Raw genomic sequence first — 16,622 nt, forward strand, 5'->3', positions numbered from 1 at the left:
CCGGATCGCGTGCATAATCGGCCCGAAAATCGAGAGGCCCCATGACCGCACAAGACATCATCGACCACCTGAACCTGCAGCGACACCCCGAGGGCGGCTGGTTCCGCGAAACCTGGCGTGCCGAGAACGAGGGCCGTGCAACCGGCACCTGCATCTATTTCCTGCTGGCCGCAGGCGAAAGCAGCCACTGGCACCGCGTGGACGCAACCGAGATCTGGCTGTACCACGCAGGCGCGCCTTTGATCCTGTCTCTCAGCGAAACGGACGAGGGTCCAGCCACCGATCACCTACTGACCCCGGACCTGTCGAAAGGTGCTCCGCAACTGATCGTACCCGAAAACCACTGGCAGGCCGCGCGCAGTACCGGAGATTTCACTCTGGTCAGTTGCACTGTCTCACCGGGGTTTCAATTCGAAGGGTTCGAGCTGGCCCAGCCCCGCTTCGACATCCCTCGCGGCTAAGGCATGGATCACCGCGCCCTCATAGCTTCCCTGCCGCCCGACGCTAAGGATCGGCTGCAACAGCGCTCGGACCGCGCGGGGTTGCGCCATCTGGCGGGCTATCTGGCGCTGCTGGGTGTGATCAGCACCGGCATCGCGTTGCAGATGCCGCTGTGGCCGCTGCTGATCCTGCCTCAGGGCATTCTGCTGGTGTTTCTGTTTACGCTCAGCCATGAGTGCACGCACAAGACGCCTTTCAAAACCGGCTGGCTGAATGACGTCATCGGGCATCTGGTTTCTATTCCGATCGCCCTGCCCTTCACGTGGTTCCGATACTTTCATCTGGCTCACCACAAATGGACGAACCACCCCGAAAAAGATCCCGAACTGGGTGGAAAGCCGCGCCCGCAAGATCGGCGGAGCCTGCTGATCTACCTGTCCGGCTGGCCCTACTGGTCCGGAATGACCCGCGTCCTGTTCCAAAATGCCATCGGCCGGATCGACGCCCCATACCTGCCAGCGCGTCAACATAAAGCCATGCGGATCGAGGCACGCTTGCTGTTGGCCCTCTATCTGGTCGCTGCACTAAGCCTGTTCGCCTCCTCGCTTCTGTTGTGGTTGTGGATTTTACCAGTTCTGATCGGCCAACCTTTTCTGCGGCTCTATCTTCTGGCCGAGCACGGCCTCTGTCCGTCGGTTGCCAATATGCTCGAGAATTCTCGCACCACGTTTACCAATCGGATCGTCCGGTTCGTGGCATGGAACATGCCCTACCACGCCGAACACCATGCCTTTCCGAAAGTTCCGTTTCATCAGTTGCCGGCATTGCACGTCTGGACAAGGGAACATCTGAAATCCACTTCGGACAGTTACTCAGAGTTTACAGGCGAATATGTACGCAGCGTGAAGCATCAATCGTTCAGATAGTTGGTTACGGAACGGCTGCTTTGAGCCCAAAGGGGACATTGATGTTTCAAAAGTCGCAATGGTGATTGTTCATGCTACTTTCCCACGGAGCTGGGTTTTCTAGTGAGGTTCCTTCGATGAAATTTCTATCCGCACTGCTTGTAGTATTTCCAACACTGTTAAGCGCGCAGCAATTGGATGTGGCGATTAACAACGGACGTGTCATTGACCCAGAAACTGGTTTGGACGCTGTTCGAAGTGTCGGAATTGTTGGTAACGAAATCACAGAGATTTCAGAGGAACCGCTCGAAGCGTCGACGGTGATTGACGCAACTGGTCTGATAGTGGCCCCAGGCTTCATCGATCTTCACTCGCACTCAGTAGTTGATCTTCCAGCCAACCGACTTCAGGCGCTGGACGGAGTAACGACGGCACTAGAGTTGGAATCTGGAGTGCTACCGATCGGCCAATGGTATGATGCCACTGAAGCGGAGGGGCGGGCCACCAACTTCGGAGCAACGGCGTCTTGGACCTTTGCTCGCATTGCTACGATGATAGACGAAATGCCGCCCGTTGAACCTACGGCAACTTGGTATCAGAATGCGTTCGCGTATCCACGCTGGACCACGGACGTCTCCACCGACGAAGAACTGGAAGATGTCCTCTCCTTGCTGCAACAGGGTATTGATGAAGGCGCACTCGGGATTGGTGTCAACTCTGGGTACGTTCCCGGTGTCGGTGGCAAGGAACTTCAACGTGTTTGGGAGACCGCAGCCGAAAACAACGTTCCAATCAGTACACACATGAGGAACTGGTCGCAAGTTGATCCATTGAGCTCTCTCGAAGGTCTCAACATGGTCCTCGGTCTAGCTGCAACCACTGGTGCGCGAACCAACATTTGCCACCTGCATTCAACAAATCTCCACGACACACTTACGGCCGCCGAAATGGTGGCATCGGCGAGGGAGTTGGGTGTCGATGTGACTACCGAAGTTTATCCATACGGGATCGCGACAATGCCTATTGCCTCAGCGGTGCTATTGCAGGAGGGCGACGATTTCCGCAACCGGATGGGCATCGATTTTGACTCCGTTCGATTAGTGGCCAAACAGCGTTGGATCGAAGACGAAGCTGATATCCGCAAGGAGCAAGAGGAAGATCCAGGTCAATTCATAATTATGGAATATTTGGATGAAAAGAAAGCCGGTGACGCTGAAATCCTGAAGCAGGTAACAGCAAAACCATGGATCGCCATCGCATCGGACTCCATACCGTACACTCTCCCGGATGGGACCCCGGTTATTGGGAGCACTTGGCCCGTACCCGGGAATGCGCAATCAAATCCCCGGAGCGCTGGCACGTTCGCCAAGTTTTTGAGAGTTTGGGTGCGAGAAGATCAACTTCTGGATTGGCCTCAAGCTATCGCGAAAGTTTCGCTAATCCCTGCGCAACTCGTTGACGGTCTCGTACCTTCAATGGAACGCAAAGGGCGTCTGCAAGTAGGTATGGACGCAGACATCACCGTATTCGACCCAGACACGATCAGTGATCGAGCCACCATCGACAAACCAGCAGAAGCTTCGGTGGGTGTAGAGTATCTCCTCGTCAACGGAACAGTGCTCATCAGTGATGGAGAGATCGACACAGAGTTACTTCCAGGAAAGGCAATAAAGAACAAATAACCTACAACTTCAAGCGGCTGGTTTGTCCGCATAGCGGACTGCAGTCAAACACCTTTCAGCCCACCGCTCCACTCGCAACCGAACTAACAACCCCACCCCCGACCAGAGCCTTCACTCCGGTGGTGCCCGGACATGACGTCGGCAGCCTGCGCGCGACGCGGGCGGCGAGGTAAGCGAAGGCCTGCGCTTCGAGCATATCGCCGTCCAGACCCACAGCCTCGACCGGTTCGACCGGGCAGTCCAGAGACACGCGCAGCATTTCCATCAGCACCGGGTTGTGCCGCCCGCCTCCGGTGACCAGCAAGCGTGTCGGGCGTTTGGGGCAGTACTCCATCCCCTGCACCACACCTGCGGCGCACATACCCGTTAGCGTGGCCACAGCATCCGCATCGCTGAGTTCCTGCACCAGCTTTATCATCTCGGCAAAGTCGTTCCGATCCAGCGATTTTGGCGGCATCCGGGAAAAGTACGGCTCGGCCAGGAACAGCTCGAGCGCGCCCATCTCGACCGTTCCCCCACGCGCGACCGCGCCGTCTCGATCCATGGGCAGGCCCAAACGCGCCTGCATCAGATCATCAATGGGCGCATTTGCGGGGCCGGTATCAAAGGCCAGCAACGCGCCGGGTGCTTCGGGGCCGTCAAAGCTGGGGTCCACATAGGTCAGATTGCCCACCCCGCCCAGGTTCAGGAAACACAGCGGCTGAGTTGCTCCGATCCATTTAGCACAGGCAAAGTGAAAGAACGGCGCCAGCGGAGCGCCCTCGCCCCCCATCGCGACATCATCGCTGCGGAAATCCCAGACAACCGGGACGCCCAGAGCTTGCGCCAGCCCTTTGCCATCGCCCACTTGCAACGTTCCGCGCCCGCGGGGCTCGTGCGCCAGTGTCTGGCCGTGCACTCCGATCAGATCGACCTCGTCAAACTCGGACAGCGCCTCGGCATGAGCCACGGTCACAAGCTCGGCCGCGGCGTCTACGTCCGGCCCATGCCATTGGCCCAACGCGGCGCGCAACACCGCGCGCTCGTCTTCTGAATATGGCCGGTAACCGCTGGGTCCAAAGCCGAGGATCCGGTGCCCGTCTGTTTCCACGACTGCGGCATCCACCCCATCCATCGAGGTGCCGGACATTGCGCCCAAAACCCTGATCGCGCCTGATTGCTTGTTGGCCCGGCCCACGCTTATCTCTCCTGCGCTTGGTACTTGAACACCGTCATAGTTGAGCGGTGTCGCGGTTTAACCTGCCCCCTGATCAAAAGCCAAGGCAAGGCAGATCGCACTAGACACGCGCTTTTTCCCTGTAGTTTGGTATAAGGAACACAAATCGGATTTTGGTGCACATGGCGGATACATACTCGCAAAAACAACCCTCGGAAGGCAGGAACTATTTCCTGATCTTCTGGTCCGGGGCGTTAGCGACGATCGGGGGACAGTTGATCAACCCCAACCTTGTTTTGCCATTTCTCTATCTGGCTTTGGGCGCACCAACCTTTTTTGCGGGCATGTTGCTGCCCTTTGTGACCGGGTCGCGCCTGATCGCCGAAATCTTTGTCTCGCCCTTCATCAACCGCGCCACGCGCGCAAAGCTGGCGGTTTACGCTCCGAACCTGTTGACTGCCGCGGTGCTGGCCGCCGTGGCGCTGTTTTCAACCAAACTGCCCGGCCTTATGATCGTGTTGCTTTTCCTGACCACCGCAGTTGTGCTGGGGCTGTGCCAGGGGATCACCAGCCTTGGCACCAGTCAGATCTACGGCATCTCGGTGCCTGCTGAGAAACGGAACCGGATGGTGTTCGCGCAAGCCACCATTTCCGGCGTTCTCGCCATTATCGTAGTGCTGGTCACCCGCGACCTGCTGGCTGGCGATCAACCAATGCAGCGCCACATCGTCGTCCTGTGGTGCGGTGTGATCGCCATGTTCGCCGCTGGCGTTGCTTTTGCTGGCGTGCAACTGCTTGAGGAAGAACAGGCCCACCGCATTGAGCCCGCCCAAAAGCCTAAGCCGCTGGCCGAATTGGCAACTGGATTCAAGACCGGGATGGCCTATCACTGGTATCGCAAGTTCCTGACGGCCCGTCTGATCTTTGTCTCGGTCGAGCTGGCGATGCCCTTCTACACGATCCATGCCGCAACGCTGCACATGGGGACAAAGCACTCGCTCAGCTATTTCGTCATCGGGGCCAGCCTGGGGATGGTCATCGGTTCGATCCTGTGGGGATGGCTCAGCAATCGTATCTCGGTCAAACCGGTCATGTGGCTGGGCTGCATGATCGCCGCCGTGTCAGCCGCGATGGCATTGGGTTTCAACTTCCTCGGCTACGCCCAGAATGTCTGGGCCTATGCACTGGTCATTATGCTTCTGTCGCTGGGAGGGAACGGAGTCATCTACGGGCGCTACCTGTACCTTATTCAGATGAGCGCCGAGCAAGAGCGCCCCTACCTTGTCGCCTTGGGAGACGTCAGTGCGGGTCTGGTCGGAATGGTATTTGCGGCGATCCTTGGGGCGGTTGCGCATTTGCACGACCCGGTCACGCCGATCTTTGCACTGGTGGTGCTGAACCTGATCGCCATGTTCTATGCCTTCCGCCTGCCGCCGGTCAAAAGCTGAAACCCGCACGTTTTAAATAGCAAAAGCACCTTTTCCTTGGCTTTGCACGGCCCTATACAGTGCCCCGCAACATTAACCCGAGGCACGATATGACCTACCACCCCAAATCGGATTTCATCGCCACGATGATCGAGCGCGGCTTCCTTGCCGACTGCACCGATTATCAGGGCCTTGACGAAGCGCTGATCAGTGGGTGCAAACCGGCCTATATCGGCTTTGACGCGACGGCCAAGTCGTTGCACGTGGGCAGCCTGATTCAGATCATGATGCTGCGCTGGTTTCAAAAGACAGGTCACCAGCCGATCACCCTGATGGGCGGCGGCACCACCAAGGTGGGCGACCCGTCGTTCCGCGCCGATGAACGCCCCCTGCTGGGCCCCGAACAGATCAACGAAAACATCGCCGGCATCAAAAAGGTGTTCTCGGCCTACATCGACTATGACAGCGACGTCGAAAACAAGGCGCTGATGCTGAACAACGCCGAGTGGCTGGACGACCTGAATTACCTCGATTTTCTGCGAGACATCGGGCGGCATTTCTCGGTCAACCGCATGCTGAGCTTTGAGTCCGTGAAATCGCGTTTGGATCGCGAACAATCGCTGAGCTTCCTCGAATTCAACTACATGATCCTGCAGGCCTATGACTTCCTGGAACTGAACCGCCGCTACGGCTGTGTGCTACAGATGGGCGGATCGGACCAGTGGGGCAATATCGTCAATGGTATCGACCTCACACGTCGCGTGCTGGATCATGAGATCTACGGCCTGACCTCGCCTCTGCTGACCACCAGCGATGGCAAGAAGATGGGTAAATCTCAGGACGGTGCGGTGTGGTTGAACGCCGAGATGCGCTTACCCTATGAGTTCTGGCAATTCTGGCGCAACACGACTGACGCGGATGTCGGGCGGTTCCTGAAACTCTACACCGAACTGCCCGTCGATGAATGCGACCGCCTTGGCGCGCTTGAGGGTTCCGAGATCAACGAGGCCAAAATCCGCCTTGCGAATGAAGTCACCACCCTGCTGCACGGGGCCGAGGCCGCGGCAAACGCCGAGGCAACCGCCCGCGAAGTATTCGAGAAAGGCGGCGTCGGAGGCGATCTTCCGACCCTGACCCTGAGCGCGGAGGAGCTGGGCGACGGTATGTCCATCGTGCAGGTCATCGTGAAATCGGGTCTGGCAAAGTCGGGCAAAGAGGCCAAACGCCTGATCGCCGAGAACGGCGCCAAGCTGGACGACGCACCGCTAACAGATGCGGGCCTGATGATCGACGCAGGTGCGCTGTCGTCACCGATCAAGCTGAGCGCGGGCAAAAAACGTCACGCGTTGGTCCAGCTGGGCTGATACGAGCGCATTACGGATAGAAAAAGGCCACCCCGACAGGGTGGCCTTTTTTGTTGGGATCCAGAGCTGGTAGGCCCGGCTTAACGCTCTTCTTTCCCGCCGCCGTTGCTGCCGCCATTTCCAAAGCCGCCGCCGCCATTGCCCTGGCCATTGTTGCTGCCGCCATTGCCGGTGCCGGGGCCCGAACCGCCATTGTTGCCGCCGCCGTTGCCGGAGTTGCCCGCGTTCCCGTTTCCATTACCGGGACCACCATTGCTACCGCCGTTGCCCTGGCCGCCGCCGTGGCCGCCACCATTGCTGCCGCCGTTGCCTTGGCCGCCGCCTCCGCTGCCTGAGCCATTGCCCTGGCCATTGTTGCTGCCGCCATTACCGGTTCCGGGGCCCGATCCGCCGTTGTTTCCGCCACCGTTGCCGGGGTTGCCAGCGTTCCCGTTTCCATTGCCGGGACCATTTCCGCCGCCGTTGCCGCCGCCATTACCGCCGCCATTACCGCCGCCGTTGCCGCCGCCGTTTCCACCGCCGTTGCCGCCGCCGTTGCCACCGCCGTTGCCGCCGCCGTTGCCGCCGCCATTACCGCCGCCATTACCGCCGCCGTTTCCACCGCCGTTGCCGCCGCCGTTTCCACCGCCGTTGCCGCCGCCGTTGCCACCGCCGTTGCCGCCGCCGTTGCCACCGCCGTTGCCGCCGCCGTTTCCGCCACCGCTGCCGCCGCCGTCTCCGCCGCCATTGCCGCCGCCGTCTCCGCCACCGTCTCCGCCGCCATTGCCGCCGCCGTCTCCGCCACCGTCTCCGCCGCCGTCTCCGCCACCGTTACCGCCGCCGTCTCCGCCGCCATTGCCGCCGCCGTCTCCGCCACCGTCTCCGCCGCCGTCTCCGCCGCCATTGCCGCCGCCGTCTCCGCCACCGTTACCGCCGCCGTCTCCGCCGCCCGGACCACCTGGTGCTCCGCCGGGACCGCCTGGTGCTCCGCCGCCAGACCCACCACCAGACCCGCCGCCAGAGGAGCTACCTCCTCCAGAAGATTCGCCGCCCGAACCATTCTCACCGCTGGAGTTGGAGCCGCTCCCAGATGACGGGCTGGAATCACGATCTTCGCCATTCGTGGTCACCGCCGCGATCGTTCCAGTCGAAAAATCCGTCAACAATGCGGCCAAACCGGGGCACTGTTGCCCAGTTGCAGCCAGTATCGAATCGAAATCGGAATGCCTTTGCAATCGGTTCAGGAAACTCGGTGTCACCTGTGTGCATTCACACAGCGTCTGATAGTCCCCCGCGTTTGCTGCGATCCGTGCTGTCCGTGCGTCGCAAACCCCGGATGCAGATTGTGCTGTGGTTACCAGAAGCGCCCCGACAAACGGAGAGGCCACCAAAGCCGAAACGCTAGATTTCAGTTTAATTCGCATCATTTAGCTCCTTGCGCCTTAACACCCAAGTGCGTCAGGGTCTTCGGTTACCAAGTGGGAGCCGCAAATGAAGTGCGGATAAATACCCGCTGAAGATGCGTTAACTTTGGCTCACCACCACTCATTAAACTCGGACACAACACCAGTTGTGACGGTCCGACAGTCCAAATATACAACATCTATTAAGACCGCCACATCAAAAGTGGCAGAAAAGTGTCAAAATTTTGGAGAGGTATCCGTGATGCAACTATCGACATCCGCGGCAATCATAACTGGCGGCGCGTCAGGTCTGGGCGAGGCAACCGCCCGCTATTTCGCAGAGCAAGGTGCGCAAGTGACAATCCTGGATCGCGACGCTGAGCGCGGCCCAAAAGTGGCCGCAGAGATCGGCGGGCATTTTGCGGAAACGGATGTGACAGACGAAGCCTCGGTCGCACAGGCAGTCGAGCACGCGATGAGCAAGATGGGCCGCATCACGGCCGCGGTGAACTGCGCCGGGATTGCTTATGGGATCAAGACGGTCGGCAAGGATGGCCCCCACCCTCTGGATGCGTTTCAGCGCACAATCGACATCAATTTGGTGGGCACGTTCAACGTCTCGCGCTTGGCTGCTGCTGAAATGACCAAGAACGATCCCGAACCAGACGGCGCGCGCGGCGTGATCATCAACACTGCCTCCATCGCTGCATTTGATGGGCAAAAGGGCCAGGCCGCCTATGCGGCCTCAAAAGGTGGTGTAGTCGGAATGACACTGCCGATGGCACGCGATCTGGCCTCGACCGGGGTTCGGGTGATGACTATCGCACCGGGGATTTTCATGACCCCGATGCTGGCCGGTCTGCCCGAAGAGGTGCAGCAGCAACTGGCGGCCGATGTCCCCAACCCTGCCCGCCTCGGCGATCCGCGCGAATACGGGCGGCTGGCCGGGTTCATTGTCGAGATGGGGTATCTGAACGGAGAGGTCATCCGCATCGACGGAGCGCTGCGCATGCGATAAGCCTGTCCCATGACCGAGTGGGAAAAAATGCAGTCCGGGCAGTGGTATTGCTGCCTGGACCCTGAACTGGAAGCCCTGCGGGCAAGGGCGCGCCGCGCAGTGCATGCGCACAACACCTGCCCGCCAGATGCCCGCGGTGCGATGGCATTGGAACTGAAGGGTTTATTCGCTGCAACCGGACCGGACTGTTATCTTGAGGCCCCGTTTCATTGCGCCTACGGGCTGAACATCCACCTTGGTGCACGTGTCTATTTCAATGCAGGGTGCGTGGTTCTGGACACGGCCTCGGTTCAGGTCGGAGATGACACAATGTTCGGCCCTCATGTACAAATATACTGTGCCCAGCACGCCAAAGATCCGATCGAACGCGCGCAGGGTCTTGAGGTTGGTCTGCCGGTGACCATAGGCCGAAACGTCTGGGTCGGCGGGGCCGCTATCCTGATGCCCGGCATCACCATCGGCGACAACGCGATCATCGGCGCAGGAAGCGTCGTGACCAAGGATGTCGCTGCCGGGGAAACCGTCGTCGGTAATCCGGCCCGGCCGATGGCCTAAGCGCCCTCGGCCTTTTCTTCCAACGTTAGCCACTCATCCTCGGCCGCGGCCAGTTTCTCCTGTCGCTCGACCAGAGCCTCGGTCGCTTTTTGGAACTTGACGGGCTCTCGCGTGAAAAGCTCGGGGTCGGACATCAGTTCCTCAAGCTTACCGATCTCTGCCTCAAGGCGGGCGATCTCGGCAGGCAGCTTCTCAAGCCGGTGCTTTTCCGAGAAAGACAGACCAGATTTCGGCTGCGCCTCTTGCTTTTGCTTTGGCTTGGGAGTCTTTGCTTTATCAACCTTCTTTTCGGCCAAATCACCGCGCTGCGCAATGTAGTCAGACCATCCGCCCGCGTAGACGGTTGCGCGGCCGTTGCCCTCTATCGCGATAGTTGTGGTGGCAACCCGGTCCAGAAAATCCCGGTCGTGGCTGACCAGCAGAACCGTACCGTCATAGTCGTCCAATAGCTCTTGCAGCAGGTCCAGCGTTTCGACATCCAGATCGTTGGTCGGTTCGTCCAGAACCAGCAGGTTCGAAGACTTGGCCATCAGCTTGGCCAAAAGCAAACGCGCTTTTTCTCCGCCCGACAGGGACTTAACGGCCGCTCTTGCCTGCGCATCGTCAAACAGAAATTCCTTGAGATAACCAACCACGTGTTTGGGTTGACCACCCACCATCACCTGATCGGCCTTGCCTGAAACCCGCATTTCGGGATCTCCGGTCAGGCTGTCCCACAGGGTCATTTCCGGGTCCAACTGTGCACGGGTTTGGTCAAACACCGCGATCTCAAGGTTGGTGCCCAGCGTTACCGAGCCCTCATCCGGCTGTTCCTGGCCCAGCAGCATCTTAAGCAGCGTCGTCTTACCCACGCCATTCGGGCCAACAAAGGCCACGCGATCACCGCGTTGCACCAACAGATCGAAATTTCGAACAATTTGCTGCGCGCCAAAAGACTTGGCCAGGCCCTTGGCTTCGATCACTTTTCGGCCCGACTTTGGCCCTGCCTCCAATGTCATCGCAGCCGAGCCCTGACGTTTGATCTGCGCCGCCTTCTCGGCCCGCAAAGCCTGCAGCGCCCGGACCCGGCCCTGGTTCCGCTTGCGGCGGGCGCTGATGCCTTCGACGGCCCACTTGGCTTCGGACTTGATCAGACGGTTCAGCTTGTGGCGCTGCTGATCCTCTTCTTCCCAGATCTTGTCGCGCCACGCTTCAAACGCCTCGAACCCCTGTTCCTGCCGCCGTACCATGCCACGGTCGATCCACAGCGTCGCGCGAGTCAAAGCGCGCAGGAAGGCGCGGTCGTGCGAAATCAGCACATAGGCCGCGCGGGTTGATCCCAACTCGCGCTCAAGCCAGGCAATGGCTTCGATATCCAAATGGTTGGTCGGCTCGTCCAACAGCATCAGGTCGGGCGCTTCGGCCATCAGCTTGGCCAGCGCCGCCCGCCGCCGTTCCCCGCCTGAGGCGGTTTCAACCGCGCGCGAGGGATCGAACTTGAGCCCCTCACCCGCGCGTTCGACTTTGTACAATTCACCGGGCTCCAACCCGCTGGAGGCATAATCGCCCAGCGTGGCGAACCCCTGCATAGTGGGGTCTTGTTCCATGTAGCCAACGGATTTTCCCGGCGGGATCACGATCTCGCCCTTATCGGGTTCGACCAAACCGGCCATCACTTTCATCAGGGTGGATTTACCGGACCCGTTGCGCCCCACCAGCGCCACCCGGTCTCCCGGCTGAACAACCAGATCAAGCTCGGAAAAAACCGGATCACCCCCGAAAGTCAGGGAAATGCCGGACATCTGTAACAAAGGAATTCTCGCCATGCCCGCCAGCTAAACCGGCAGGCCCAGAGCGTCAACGGCGTTTAGCCCGCGACCGCCCGTAACAGACGTTTGCGGGCCGGGGGAATCGCACCAATCTCCAGACCGGTGAAGACGTGCAACGTGTTCATGTGCCGGTCCACCACCGCATGATCGCTGACCCATCCTCCCATCATCAGGTAGGTACGCAGCAATGGCGGCATCCGAAGCATCGCCTTTTTAGCGTCCGGTTTTCGGCGCAAGCGCGCGGCGAACCGGAATACATTCCGGGCCTTGACCCGCGGCAGCCAGCGTTTTGGCGCCAGATGCCGATGTTTGAGCATGGCAAAGGCGTCCAGATATTCGGCCGTTTCAGTCCCGGCAAAGGACGAACAGCCAAACAGCATTTCGATGTTGTTCTCGTCAACGTAAGTGGTCATTGCCCCCCAAGCGACCCGCAATATGTCGGGGTCTGTCCAGTCGGGATGAATGCAGAACCGACCCATCTCGACCATGCGCCCCTCGAAACCCCGCAACGCTGCAAGATCGTAGAACCGGGCCGAGTAACTACGGTCAATCTCGGACCCATGTTCGATGGTCAACATCCTGAAACAACAGACAAGCTGGTGGTTCGCGCGGGCATCCTCAATCAGGATATGGGCGCAGACCGGATCGAAATCATCCTTGTCGGGCTGACCCGTGCCAAACGCCAACGTGCGCAAATCCTGCGCCGCCTCCACGTCCTCGGGGGACTGCGCCAATCGCGCCCGATACCTGCCCTTACCAAGCAATAGTGCCATGGTCGCATCCTCCGCGGTTGCTGACCTGTTTCCTGTTGCTGCGTTTCTACCACAGAACGTATGACCGTACTGTGACCAGAACAAGATGCGGCGTGTTTACTGGGTCGCCCCCGGAATATTGGCCGGGTTAAAGTTGCCGATGTTACCCAGCAGCTGACTGAGGAAGTTTCTGTTGGTCACAGCGGATTCGGTCACGCGGCGGTCCAGAACAACCACATAGCCGTCCTCAAGCCCGAAGCGCTCGATGTTGCGTACGACGCCGCGTTGGTCAAAGCTGATGGCGACCAGTTCACGGGAAACGACCTCGGGGCGTTTCGGTCCGTAATGGCGCACGCGCGAGCGGACATAGTAAAAGCCCGAATCCCGCACCAGACCGGTTGAGCTGGGCGCGCCGATAGTTTCCAGGACGCTTTCGCGGCTGTCGACGCCCACTTTGATCTCGGCCAGTTGATCAGAAGGAGGGATATATCCGTGATTCTTGAAGACGGGCGTACAAGCGCCGACCGCAACCAAACAGGCCGCAAAGACAAGCGTTCTGGACGCTGGTTTCAACCTGTTCACAACCTTCAACATTTACATCCTCTTGCCTTGGGACCTTGCGGACCCTATCCGATTACATAAACCGCAGCCCCGGTTCAACACAGGAAAGGCTCACGAATGAGCAACAACACATCTCTGCGGGTGGCCGACCTGCCCCAAAACGCCCCGACACCATTTGAATTGCGCCCCGACACGCAAGGGCTGGACGCTATCCGCGCCGATTTGGGGCTTTTGGGCCTGCGCAAGGTCAGCTTTGTGGGTGACGTAAGGGCACAAGGTAAGCGCGACTGGATTCTCAACGGAAAACTCGGTGCCACCGTAATTCAGCCCTGCGTCGTGACGCTTGAGCCGGTGACAACGCGCATCGACGTGCCTGTGTCGCGCGTCTACATGGCCGACTGGTCCGACCCGGACGAGCCCGAGTTCGAAATCCCCGAAGGCGATGAGACCGAGCCGCTGGGTGCTGAAATCGACCCTGCATCCGTCATGATCGAGGCGCTCTCTCTTGCCCTGCCGCAATATCCGCGCAAGGACGGTGCCGCGATGGAACAGGCCGATTTTACTGAGCCGGGCAAACAGGCGATGACGGACGAAGACGCGAAACCGTTTGCGGGGCTGGCGGATTTGCGCGACGCGTTGAAAAAAGACGAGTGACAGAGGCCTGATTTCCTGTCATAGCAGGCCTCCAGAAAAATCGCTTGAACATGTCGAGAATCGCAGTATTTTCGCGCGCTCATCGGAATTTGGGTTGGACATTGCGGGGCTCGTCGCCTAAACGCGCGTCAAACCACGAGAAAACGAAGAATGAAACCCGGCCAGCAGCGAATCTGCCGGCCCTTAATAGACAAAGGTTGAGACCATGGCTGTCCAACAGAACAAAGTTTCCAAGTCGCGCCGCAACAACCGCCGCGCACATGACGCTCTGGTTGCTGCAAACCCGAACGAATGCCCGAACTGCGGTGAGCTGAAGCGCCCGCACCACGTTTGCGCGTCCTGCGGCCACTATGATGACCGTGAAGTCGTCGCTCAGGCCGACGAAATCGACCTGGACGAAGACGCGGCCTAAGCCTCTTAACTCGTAGGCTAAGGCATGACGGAACAGCCCACGCAGACCGGACGGATTACCATCTCGGTTGACGCTATGGGCGGAGACTCGGGGCCCGCGACTGTTGTTGCGGGCATTGCCAAATCGGCAAACAAGAACCCCGACATTGCATTCGTCTTGCACGGCCCCGAGCAGGTTTTGCGTAAACTAGTCGCCAAACGGCGTGTCCTGCAGGGGCGCGTCGTTTTTCGTGATTGCCCCGACGTGGTCACGATGGAGGATAAACCAAGCCAGGTTGTCCGCAGCGGCAAGCAGACCTCGATGTGGTCAACGCTGGAATCGGTGCGCCAAGGTGAGGCGCACGGAGCGGTTTCGTGCGGCAATACAGGCGCGTTGATGGCGCTGTCGATGATACGACTGCGCAAACTGCCGGGCGTAAACCGTCCGGCGATCGCGATTCTGTGGCCGTCACGCAACCCGCAAGGCTTCAATGTGATGCTGGATGTGGGCGCGGACGTCCGCGCCGATGCCAAGGATTTGCTGCAATATGCGCTGATGGGCGCGTCGTATGCCCGCAACGGCATGGCGCTGGATAGGCCCCGGATCGGGTTGCTGAATGTCGGCACCGAAGAACACAAAGGCCGGGCCGAGCTCAAAGAAGCTCACACCATGATCGCCGAGTTCGCGGAGCAGGCCAATTTCGATTTCGTGGGCTTCGTGGAAGGCAGTGATATCCCCGGCGACAAGGCCGATGTCATTGTTACCGATGGTTTTACCGGAAACGTCGCGATCAAAACAGGCGAAGGCACCGCCAGCCTGATCGGCGATCTGCTGCGTGAGGCGTTCAAGTATTCCCCCCTTTCCCGGCTTGCATCGGTTCTGGCGATCACCTCGCTGAACCGTTTGAAGAAACGGATCGATCCACGCCGTGTGAACGGCGGGGTATTCCTTGGCCTCAACGGAACCGTGGTCAAGTCACATGGTGGCGCAGATGCCACCGGCGTATCGGCAGCCGTCAAACTGGCCTTTACCCTGGCCCAGTCCGGATTTGCTGAAAAATTGGCGGCACGGGTTGCATCAACAGCCCAGCTTGCACAAGATGCCGCCCACGTACCGCCAAAGGCGGGCGAATAACAATAAAAGGCAGTAACCCAAATGGCAGGCCGTTCAGTTGTTGTAGGTGTCGGACACTATTTGCCAGAGCGCATCGTTCCGAATTCCGAATTTGAAAAGACGCTCGATACGACGGATGAGTGGATCAGAACCCGCTCGGGTATCGAACGCCGCCACTTTGCTGCCGATGAAGAGACAACTTCGGATCTCGCGACCAAAGCGGCCGAAGCCGCGCTGGCAGATGCCGGTCTGAAGGCAGAAGACATCGACGCCATCGTTCTGGCAACCTCAACCGCCGATCTGACTTTCCCTTCGGCGGCAACGATGGTGCAGTCGCGGCTGGGCATGACGAACGGATTCGCATTTGACGTTCAGGCCGTTTGCGCCGGTTTTGTCTTTGCGCTGACCAACGCCAACGCCCTGATCCTGTCGGGACAGGCCAAGCGTGTTCTGGTCATCGGTGCCGAGACATTCTCGCGAATTATGGACTGGTCGGACCGGTCAACCTGTGTGCTGTTTGGCGACGGTGCCGGTGCGCTCGTGCTGGAACTGCAAGAGGGTGAAGGCTCCGCTCAGGATCGTGGCATTCTGGCGACCGACCTGAACTCGGACGGGCGCTACAAGGACCTGCTGTACGTCGATGGTGGCGTGTCGACACAGTCGACTGGCCACCTGCGCATGCAGGGCAATCAAGTCTTCCGCCATGCCGTTGAAAAGCTTGCGAAAACCGCCGAAACCGCATTGGGCCGCGCGGGGCTGAGCAGTGCCGACGTCGACTGGATCGTGCCGCATCAGGCCAATATCCGTATCATCCAGGGCACCGCCAAAAAGATGGGTCTGCCGATGGAGAATGTCGTCGTAACCGTACAGGATCACGGCAATACTTCGGCTGCGTCGATTCCCCTGGCCCTGTCCGTCGGCAAGGAACGCGGCCAAATCAAGCCCGGAGACCTGATCGTGACCGAAGCCATCGGCGGCGGTCTGGCCTGGGGCGCTGTGGTTCTGCGCTGGTAACCGGCGCAAAACGGCTTACACAGCCGCTCGCAATTCATTGATATTGACAGCGAATTTCCCGTCACCATATGCTTTGATAGCAACAGGGGAATTGGTATGGGCGATAAAACACTGACGCGAATGGATCTAAGCGAGGCTGTTTTCCGCGAGGTTGGCCTTTCACGCAACGAAAGTGCCCAGCTTGTGGAAAGCGTGTTGAACCACATGTCTGACGCCTTGGTCCGTGGCGAACAGGTCAAGATTTCGTCTTTCGGCACCTTCAGTGTTCGGGACAAAACCGCCCGCATCGGCCGCAACCCCAAAACCGGCGAAGAGGTACCAATTCAGCCCCGCCGGGTTCTGACGTTCCGCCCGTCGCACCTGATGAAGGATCGCGTCGCCGCAGGGAATCGCAAGTAA

General features: G+C 59.4%; 17 protein-coding genes. 12 read left to right on the top strand and 5 right to left on the bottom strand.

Translation table 11 applies throughout. The features are described 5' to 3' along the window. Nucleotides 1-41: 41 nt before the first annotated feature. From ACR0MV_RS03695 to ACR0MV_RS03705, 3 genes are all read left to right on the top strand, one after another. On the top strand, nucleotides 42-461 hold the full coding sequence (locus tag ACR0MV_RS03695; RefSeq protein WP_480701018.1) for a cupin domain-containing protein: 420 nt from the start codon (nucleotides 42-44) through the stop codon (nucleotides 459-461). 3 nt (nucleotides 462-464) lie between these two features. After that, nucleotides 465-1,367 carry a fatty acid desaturase gene (locus ACR0MV_RS03700; protein ID WP_480701019.1) on the top strand — a complete coding sequence of 301 codons (903 nt, stop codon included), beginning with the start codon at nucleotides 465-467 and terminating at the stop codon, nucleotides 1,365-1,367. Nucleotides 1,368-1,483: 116 nt separating this feature from the next. Further along, complete coding sequence (locus ACR0MV_RS03705) at nucleotides 1,484-3,028, top strand: amidohydrolase family protein (RefSeq protein ID WP_480701020.1); 1,545 nt, start codon at nucleotides 1,484-1,486, stop codon at nucleotides 3,026-3,028. Between the two features lie 55 nt (nucleotides 3,029-3,083). Here ACR0MV_RS03705 and ACR0MV_RS03710 read toward each other — a convergent pair whose 3' ends face one another. Beyond that, nucleotides 3,084-4,157, bottom strand: a complete 1,074-nt coding sequence (locus tag ACR0MV_RS03710) for an anhydro-N-acetylmuramic acid kinase (protein ID WP_480701240.1) — start codon at nucleotides 4,155-4,157, stop codon at nucleotides 3,084-3,086. Nucleotides 4,158-4,366: 209 nt separating this feature from the next. On the opposite strand from ACR0MV_RS03710, the gene ACR0MV_RS03715 reads away from it, so the two are divergent. Together ACR0MV_RS03715 and tyrS are read left to right on the top strand one after the other, a co-directional pair. After that, nucleotides 4,367-5,632, top strand: a complete 1,266-nt coding sequence (locus ACR0MV_RS03715) for an MFS transporter (RefSeq protein WP_480701021.1) — start codon at nucleotides 4,367-4,369, stop codon at nucleotides 5,630-5,632. 89 nt (nucleotides 5,633-5,721) lie between these two features. Then, nucleotides 5,722-6,975 (top strand): tyrosine--tRNA ligase, encoded by a 1,254-nt coding sequence (gene tyrS, locus ACR0MV_RS03720; protein WP_480701022.1) that lies wholly within the window; start codon nucleotides 5,722-5,724, stop codon nucleotides 6,973-6,975. Between the two features lie 80 nt (nucleotides 6,976-7,055). Here tyrS and ACR0MV_RS03725 read toward each other — a convergent pair whose 3' ends face one another. Further along, a complete protein-coding gene (locus ACR0MV_RS03725; protein WP_480701023.1) occupies nucleotides 7,056-8,378 on the bottom strand; it encodes a hypothetical protein in 1,323 nt (440 codons plus the stop codon). 241 nt (nucleotides 8,379-8,619) lie between these two features. Between ACR0MV_RS03725 and ACR0MV_RS03730 the strand changes: the two genes are divergently transcribed. Together ACR0MV_RS03730 and ACR0MV_RS03735 are read left to right on the top strand one after the other, a co-directional pair. Further along, nucleotides 8,620-9,375, top strand: a complete 756-nt coding sequence (locus ACR0MV_RS03730; protein WP_480701024.1) for a 3-hydroxyacyl-CoA dehydrogenase — start codon at nucleotides 8,620-8,622, stop codon at nucleotides 9,373-9,375. A 9-nt stretch (nucleotides 9,376-9,384) separates the two neighbouring features. Beyond that, on the top strand, nucleotides 9,385-9,930 hold the full coding sequence (locus ACR0MV_RS03735) for a sugar O-acetyltransferase (RefSeq protein WP_480701025.1): 546 nt from the start codon (nucleotides 9,385-9,387) through the stop codon (nucleotides 9,928-9,930). On the opposite strand, the gene ACR0MV_RS03740 is transcribed toward ACR0MV_RS03735, so the two are convergent. The 3 genes from ACR0MV_RS03740 to ACR0MV_RS03750 form a co-directional block, all read right to left on the bottom strand. Beyond that, on the bottom strand, nucleotides 9,927-11,735 hold the full coding sequence (locus tag ACR0MV_RS03740) for an ABC-F family ATP-binding cassette domain-containing protein (RefSeq protein WP_480701026.1): 1,809 nt from the start codon (nucleotides 11,733-11,735) through the stop codon (nucleotides 9,927-9,929). The genes ACR0MV_RS03735 and ACR0MV_RS03740 overlap by 4 nt on opposite strands. Before the next feature lie 41 nt (nucleotides 11,736-11,776). Next, nucleotides 11,777-12,511: a GNAT family N-acetyltransferase gene (locus tag ACR0MV_RS03745; protein WP_480701027.1), complete on the bottom strand. Its 735-nt coding sequence runs from the start codon at nucleotides 12,509-12,511 to the stop codon at nucleotides 11,777-11,779. Between the two features lie 96 nt (nucleotides 12,512-12,607). Beyond that, complete coding sequence (locus tag ACR0MV_RS03750; RefSeq protein ID WP_170468436.1) at nucleotides 12,608-13,084, bottom strand: outer membrane protein assembly factor BamE; 477 nt, start codon at nucleotides 13,082-13,084, stop codon at nucleotides 12,608-12,610. Nucleotides 13,085-13,168: 84 nt separating this feature from the next. On the opposite strand from ACR0MV_RS03750, the gene ACR0MV_RS03755 reads away from it, so the two are divergent. The 5 genes from ACR0MV_RS03755 (at nucleotide 13,169) to ihfA (ending at nucleotide 16,622) form a co-directional block, all read left to right on the top strand. Continuing rightward, complete coding sequence (locus tag ACR0MV_RS03755; RefSeq protein ID WP_480701028.1) at nucleotides 13,169-13,705, top strand: YceD family protein; 537 nt, start codon at nucleotides 13,169-13,171, stop codon at nucleotides 13,703-13,705. Nucleotides 13,706-13,910: 205 nt separating this feature from the next. Then, entirely contained in the window at nucleotides 13,911-14,117 is a 207-nt protein-coding gene (gene rpmF, locus ACR0MV_RS03760) for a 50S ribosomal protein L32 (RefSeq protein WP_008756996.1), read from the top strand. 24 nt (nucleotides 14,118-14,141) lie between these two features. After that, entirely contained in the window at nucleotides 14,142-15,230 is a 1,089-nt protein-coding gene (gene plsX / locus ACR0MV_RS03765; RefSeq protein ID WP_170427763.1) for a phosphate acyltransferase PlsX, read from the top strand. Between the two features lie 21 nt (nucleotides 15,231-15,251). Then, complete coding sequence (locus ACR0MV_RS03770; RefSeq protein WP_475202621.1) at nucleotides 15,252-16,223, top strand: beta-ketoacyl-ACP synthase III; 972 nt, start codon at nucleotides 15,252-15,254, stop codon at nucleotides 16,221-16,223. 96 nt (nucleotides 16,224-16,319) lie between these two features. Further along, nucleotides 16,320-16,622, top strand: coding sequence for an integration host factor subunit alpha (gene ihfA, locus ACR0MV_RS03775; RefSeq protein ID WP_008755922.1), 303 nt, complete (start codon nucleotides 16,320-16,322; stop codon nucleotides 16,620-16,622).

The organism is Ruegeria sp. BC3, from assembly GCF_056539265.1.

Excerpts from the sequence above, each read along its gene's own strand:
- ACR0MV_RS03730 (WP_480701024.1), top strand. The coding sequence starts at position 8,620 with ATGCAACTATCGACATCCGCGGCAATCATAACTGGCGGCGCGTCAGGT.
- ACR0MV_RS03700 (WP_480701019.1), top strand. The coding sequence starts at position 465 with ATGGATCACCGCGCCCTCATAGCTTCCCTGCCGCCCGACGCTAAGGAT.
- ihfA (WP_008755922.1), top strand. The coding sequence starts at position 16,320 with ATGGGCGATAAAACACTGACGCGAATGGATCTAAGCGAGGCTGTTTTC.
- ACR0MV_RS03710 (WP_480701240.1), bottom strand. The coding sequence starts at position 4,157 with ATGTCCGGCACCTCGATGGATGGGGTGGATGCCGCAGTCGTGGAAACA.
- ACR0MV_RS03750 (WP_170468436.1), bottom strand. The coding sequence starts at position 13,084 with ATGTTGAAGGTTGTGAACAGGTTGAAACCAGCGTCCAGAACGCTTGTC.
- ACR0MV_RS03705 (WP_480701020.1), top strand. The coding sequence starts at position 1,484 with ATGAAATTTCTATCCGCACTGCTTGTAGTATTTCCAACACTGTTAAGC.
- ACR0MV_RS03755 (WP_480701028.1), top strand. The coding sequence starts at position 13,169 with ATGAGCAACAACACATCTCTGCGGGTGGCCGACCTGCCCCAAAACGCC.
- ACR0MV_RS03745 (WP_480701027.1), bottom strand. The coding sequence starts at position 12,511 with ATGGCACTATTGCTTGGTAAGGGCAGGTATCGGGCGCGATTGGCGCAG.
- rpmF (WP_008756996.1), top strand. The coding sequence starts at position 13,911 with ATGGCTGTCCAACAGAACAAAGTTTCCAAGTCGCGCCGCAACAACCGC.
- ACR0MV_RS03695 (WP_480701018.1), top strand. The coding sequence starts at position 42 with ATGACCGCACAAGACATCATCGACCACCTGAACCTGCAGCGACACCCC.
- ACR0MV_RS03725 (WP_480701023.1), bottom strand. The coding sequence starts at position 8,378 with ATGCGAATTAAACTGAAATCTAGCGTTTCGGCTTTGGTGGCCTCTCCG.
- ACR0MV_RS03735 (WP_480701025.1), top strand. The coding sequence starts at position 9,385 with ATGACCGAGTGGGAAAAAATGCAGTCCGGGCAGTGGTATTGCTGCCTG.
- ACR0MV_RS03715 (WP_480701021.1), top strand. The coding sequence starts at position 4,367 with ATGGCGGATACATACTCGCAAAAACAACCCTCGGAAGGCAGGAACTAT.
- ACR0MV_RS03740 (WP_480701026.1), bottom strand. The coding sequence starts at position 11,735 with ATGGCGAGAATTCCTTTGTTACAGATGTCCGGCATTTCCCTGACTTTC.
- tyrS (WP_480701022.1), top strand. The coding sequence starts at position 5,722 with ATGACCTACCACCCCAAATCGGATTTCATCGCCACGATGATCGAGCGC.
- plsX (WP_170427763.1), top strand. The coding sequence starts at position 14,142 with ATGACGGAACAGCCCACGCAGACCGGACGGATTACCATCTCGGTTGAC.
- ACR0MV_RS03770 (WP_475202621.1), top strand. The coding sequence starts at position 15,252 with ATGGCAGGCCGTTCAGTTGTTGTAGGTGTCGGACACTATTTGCCAGAG.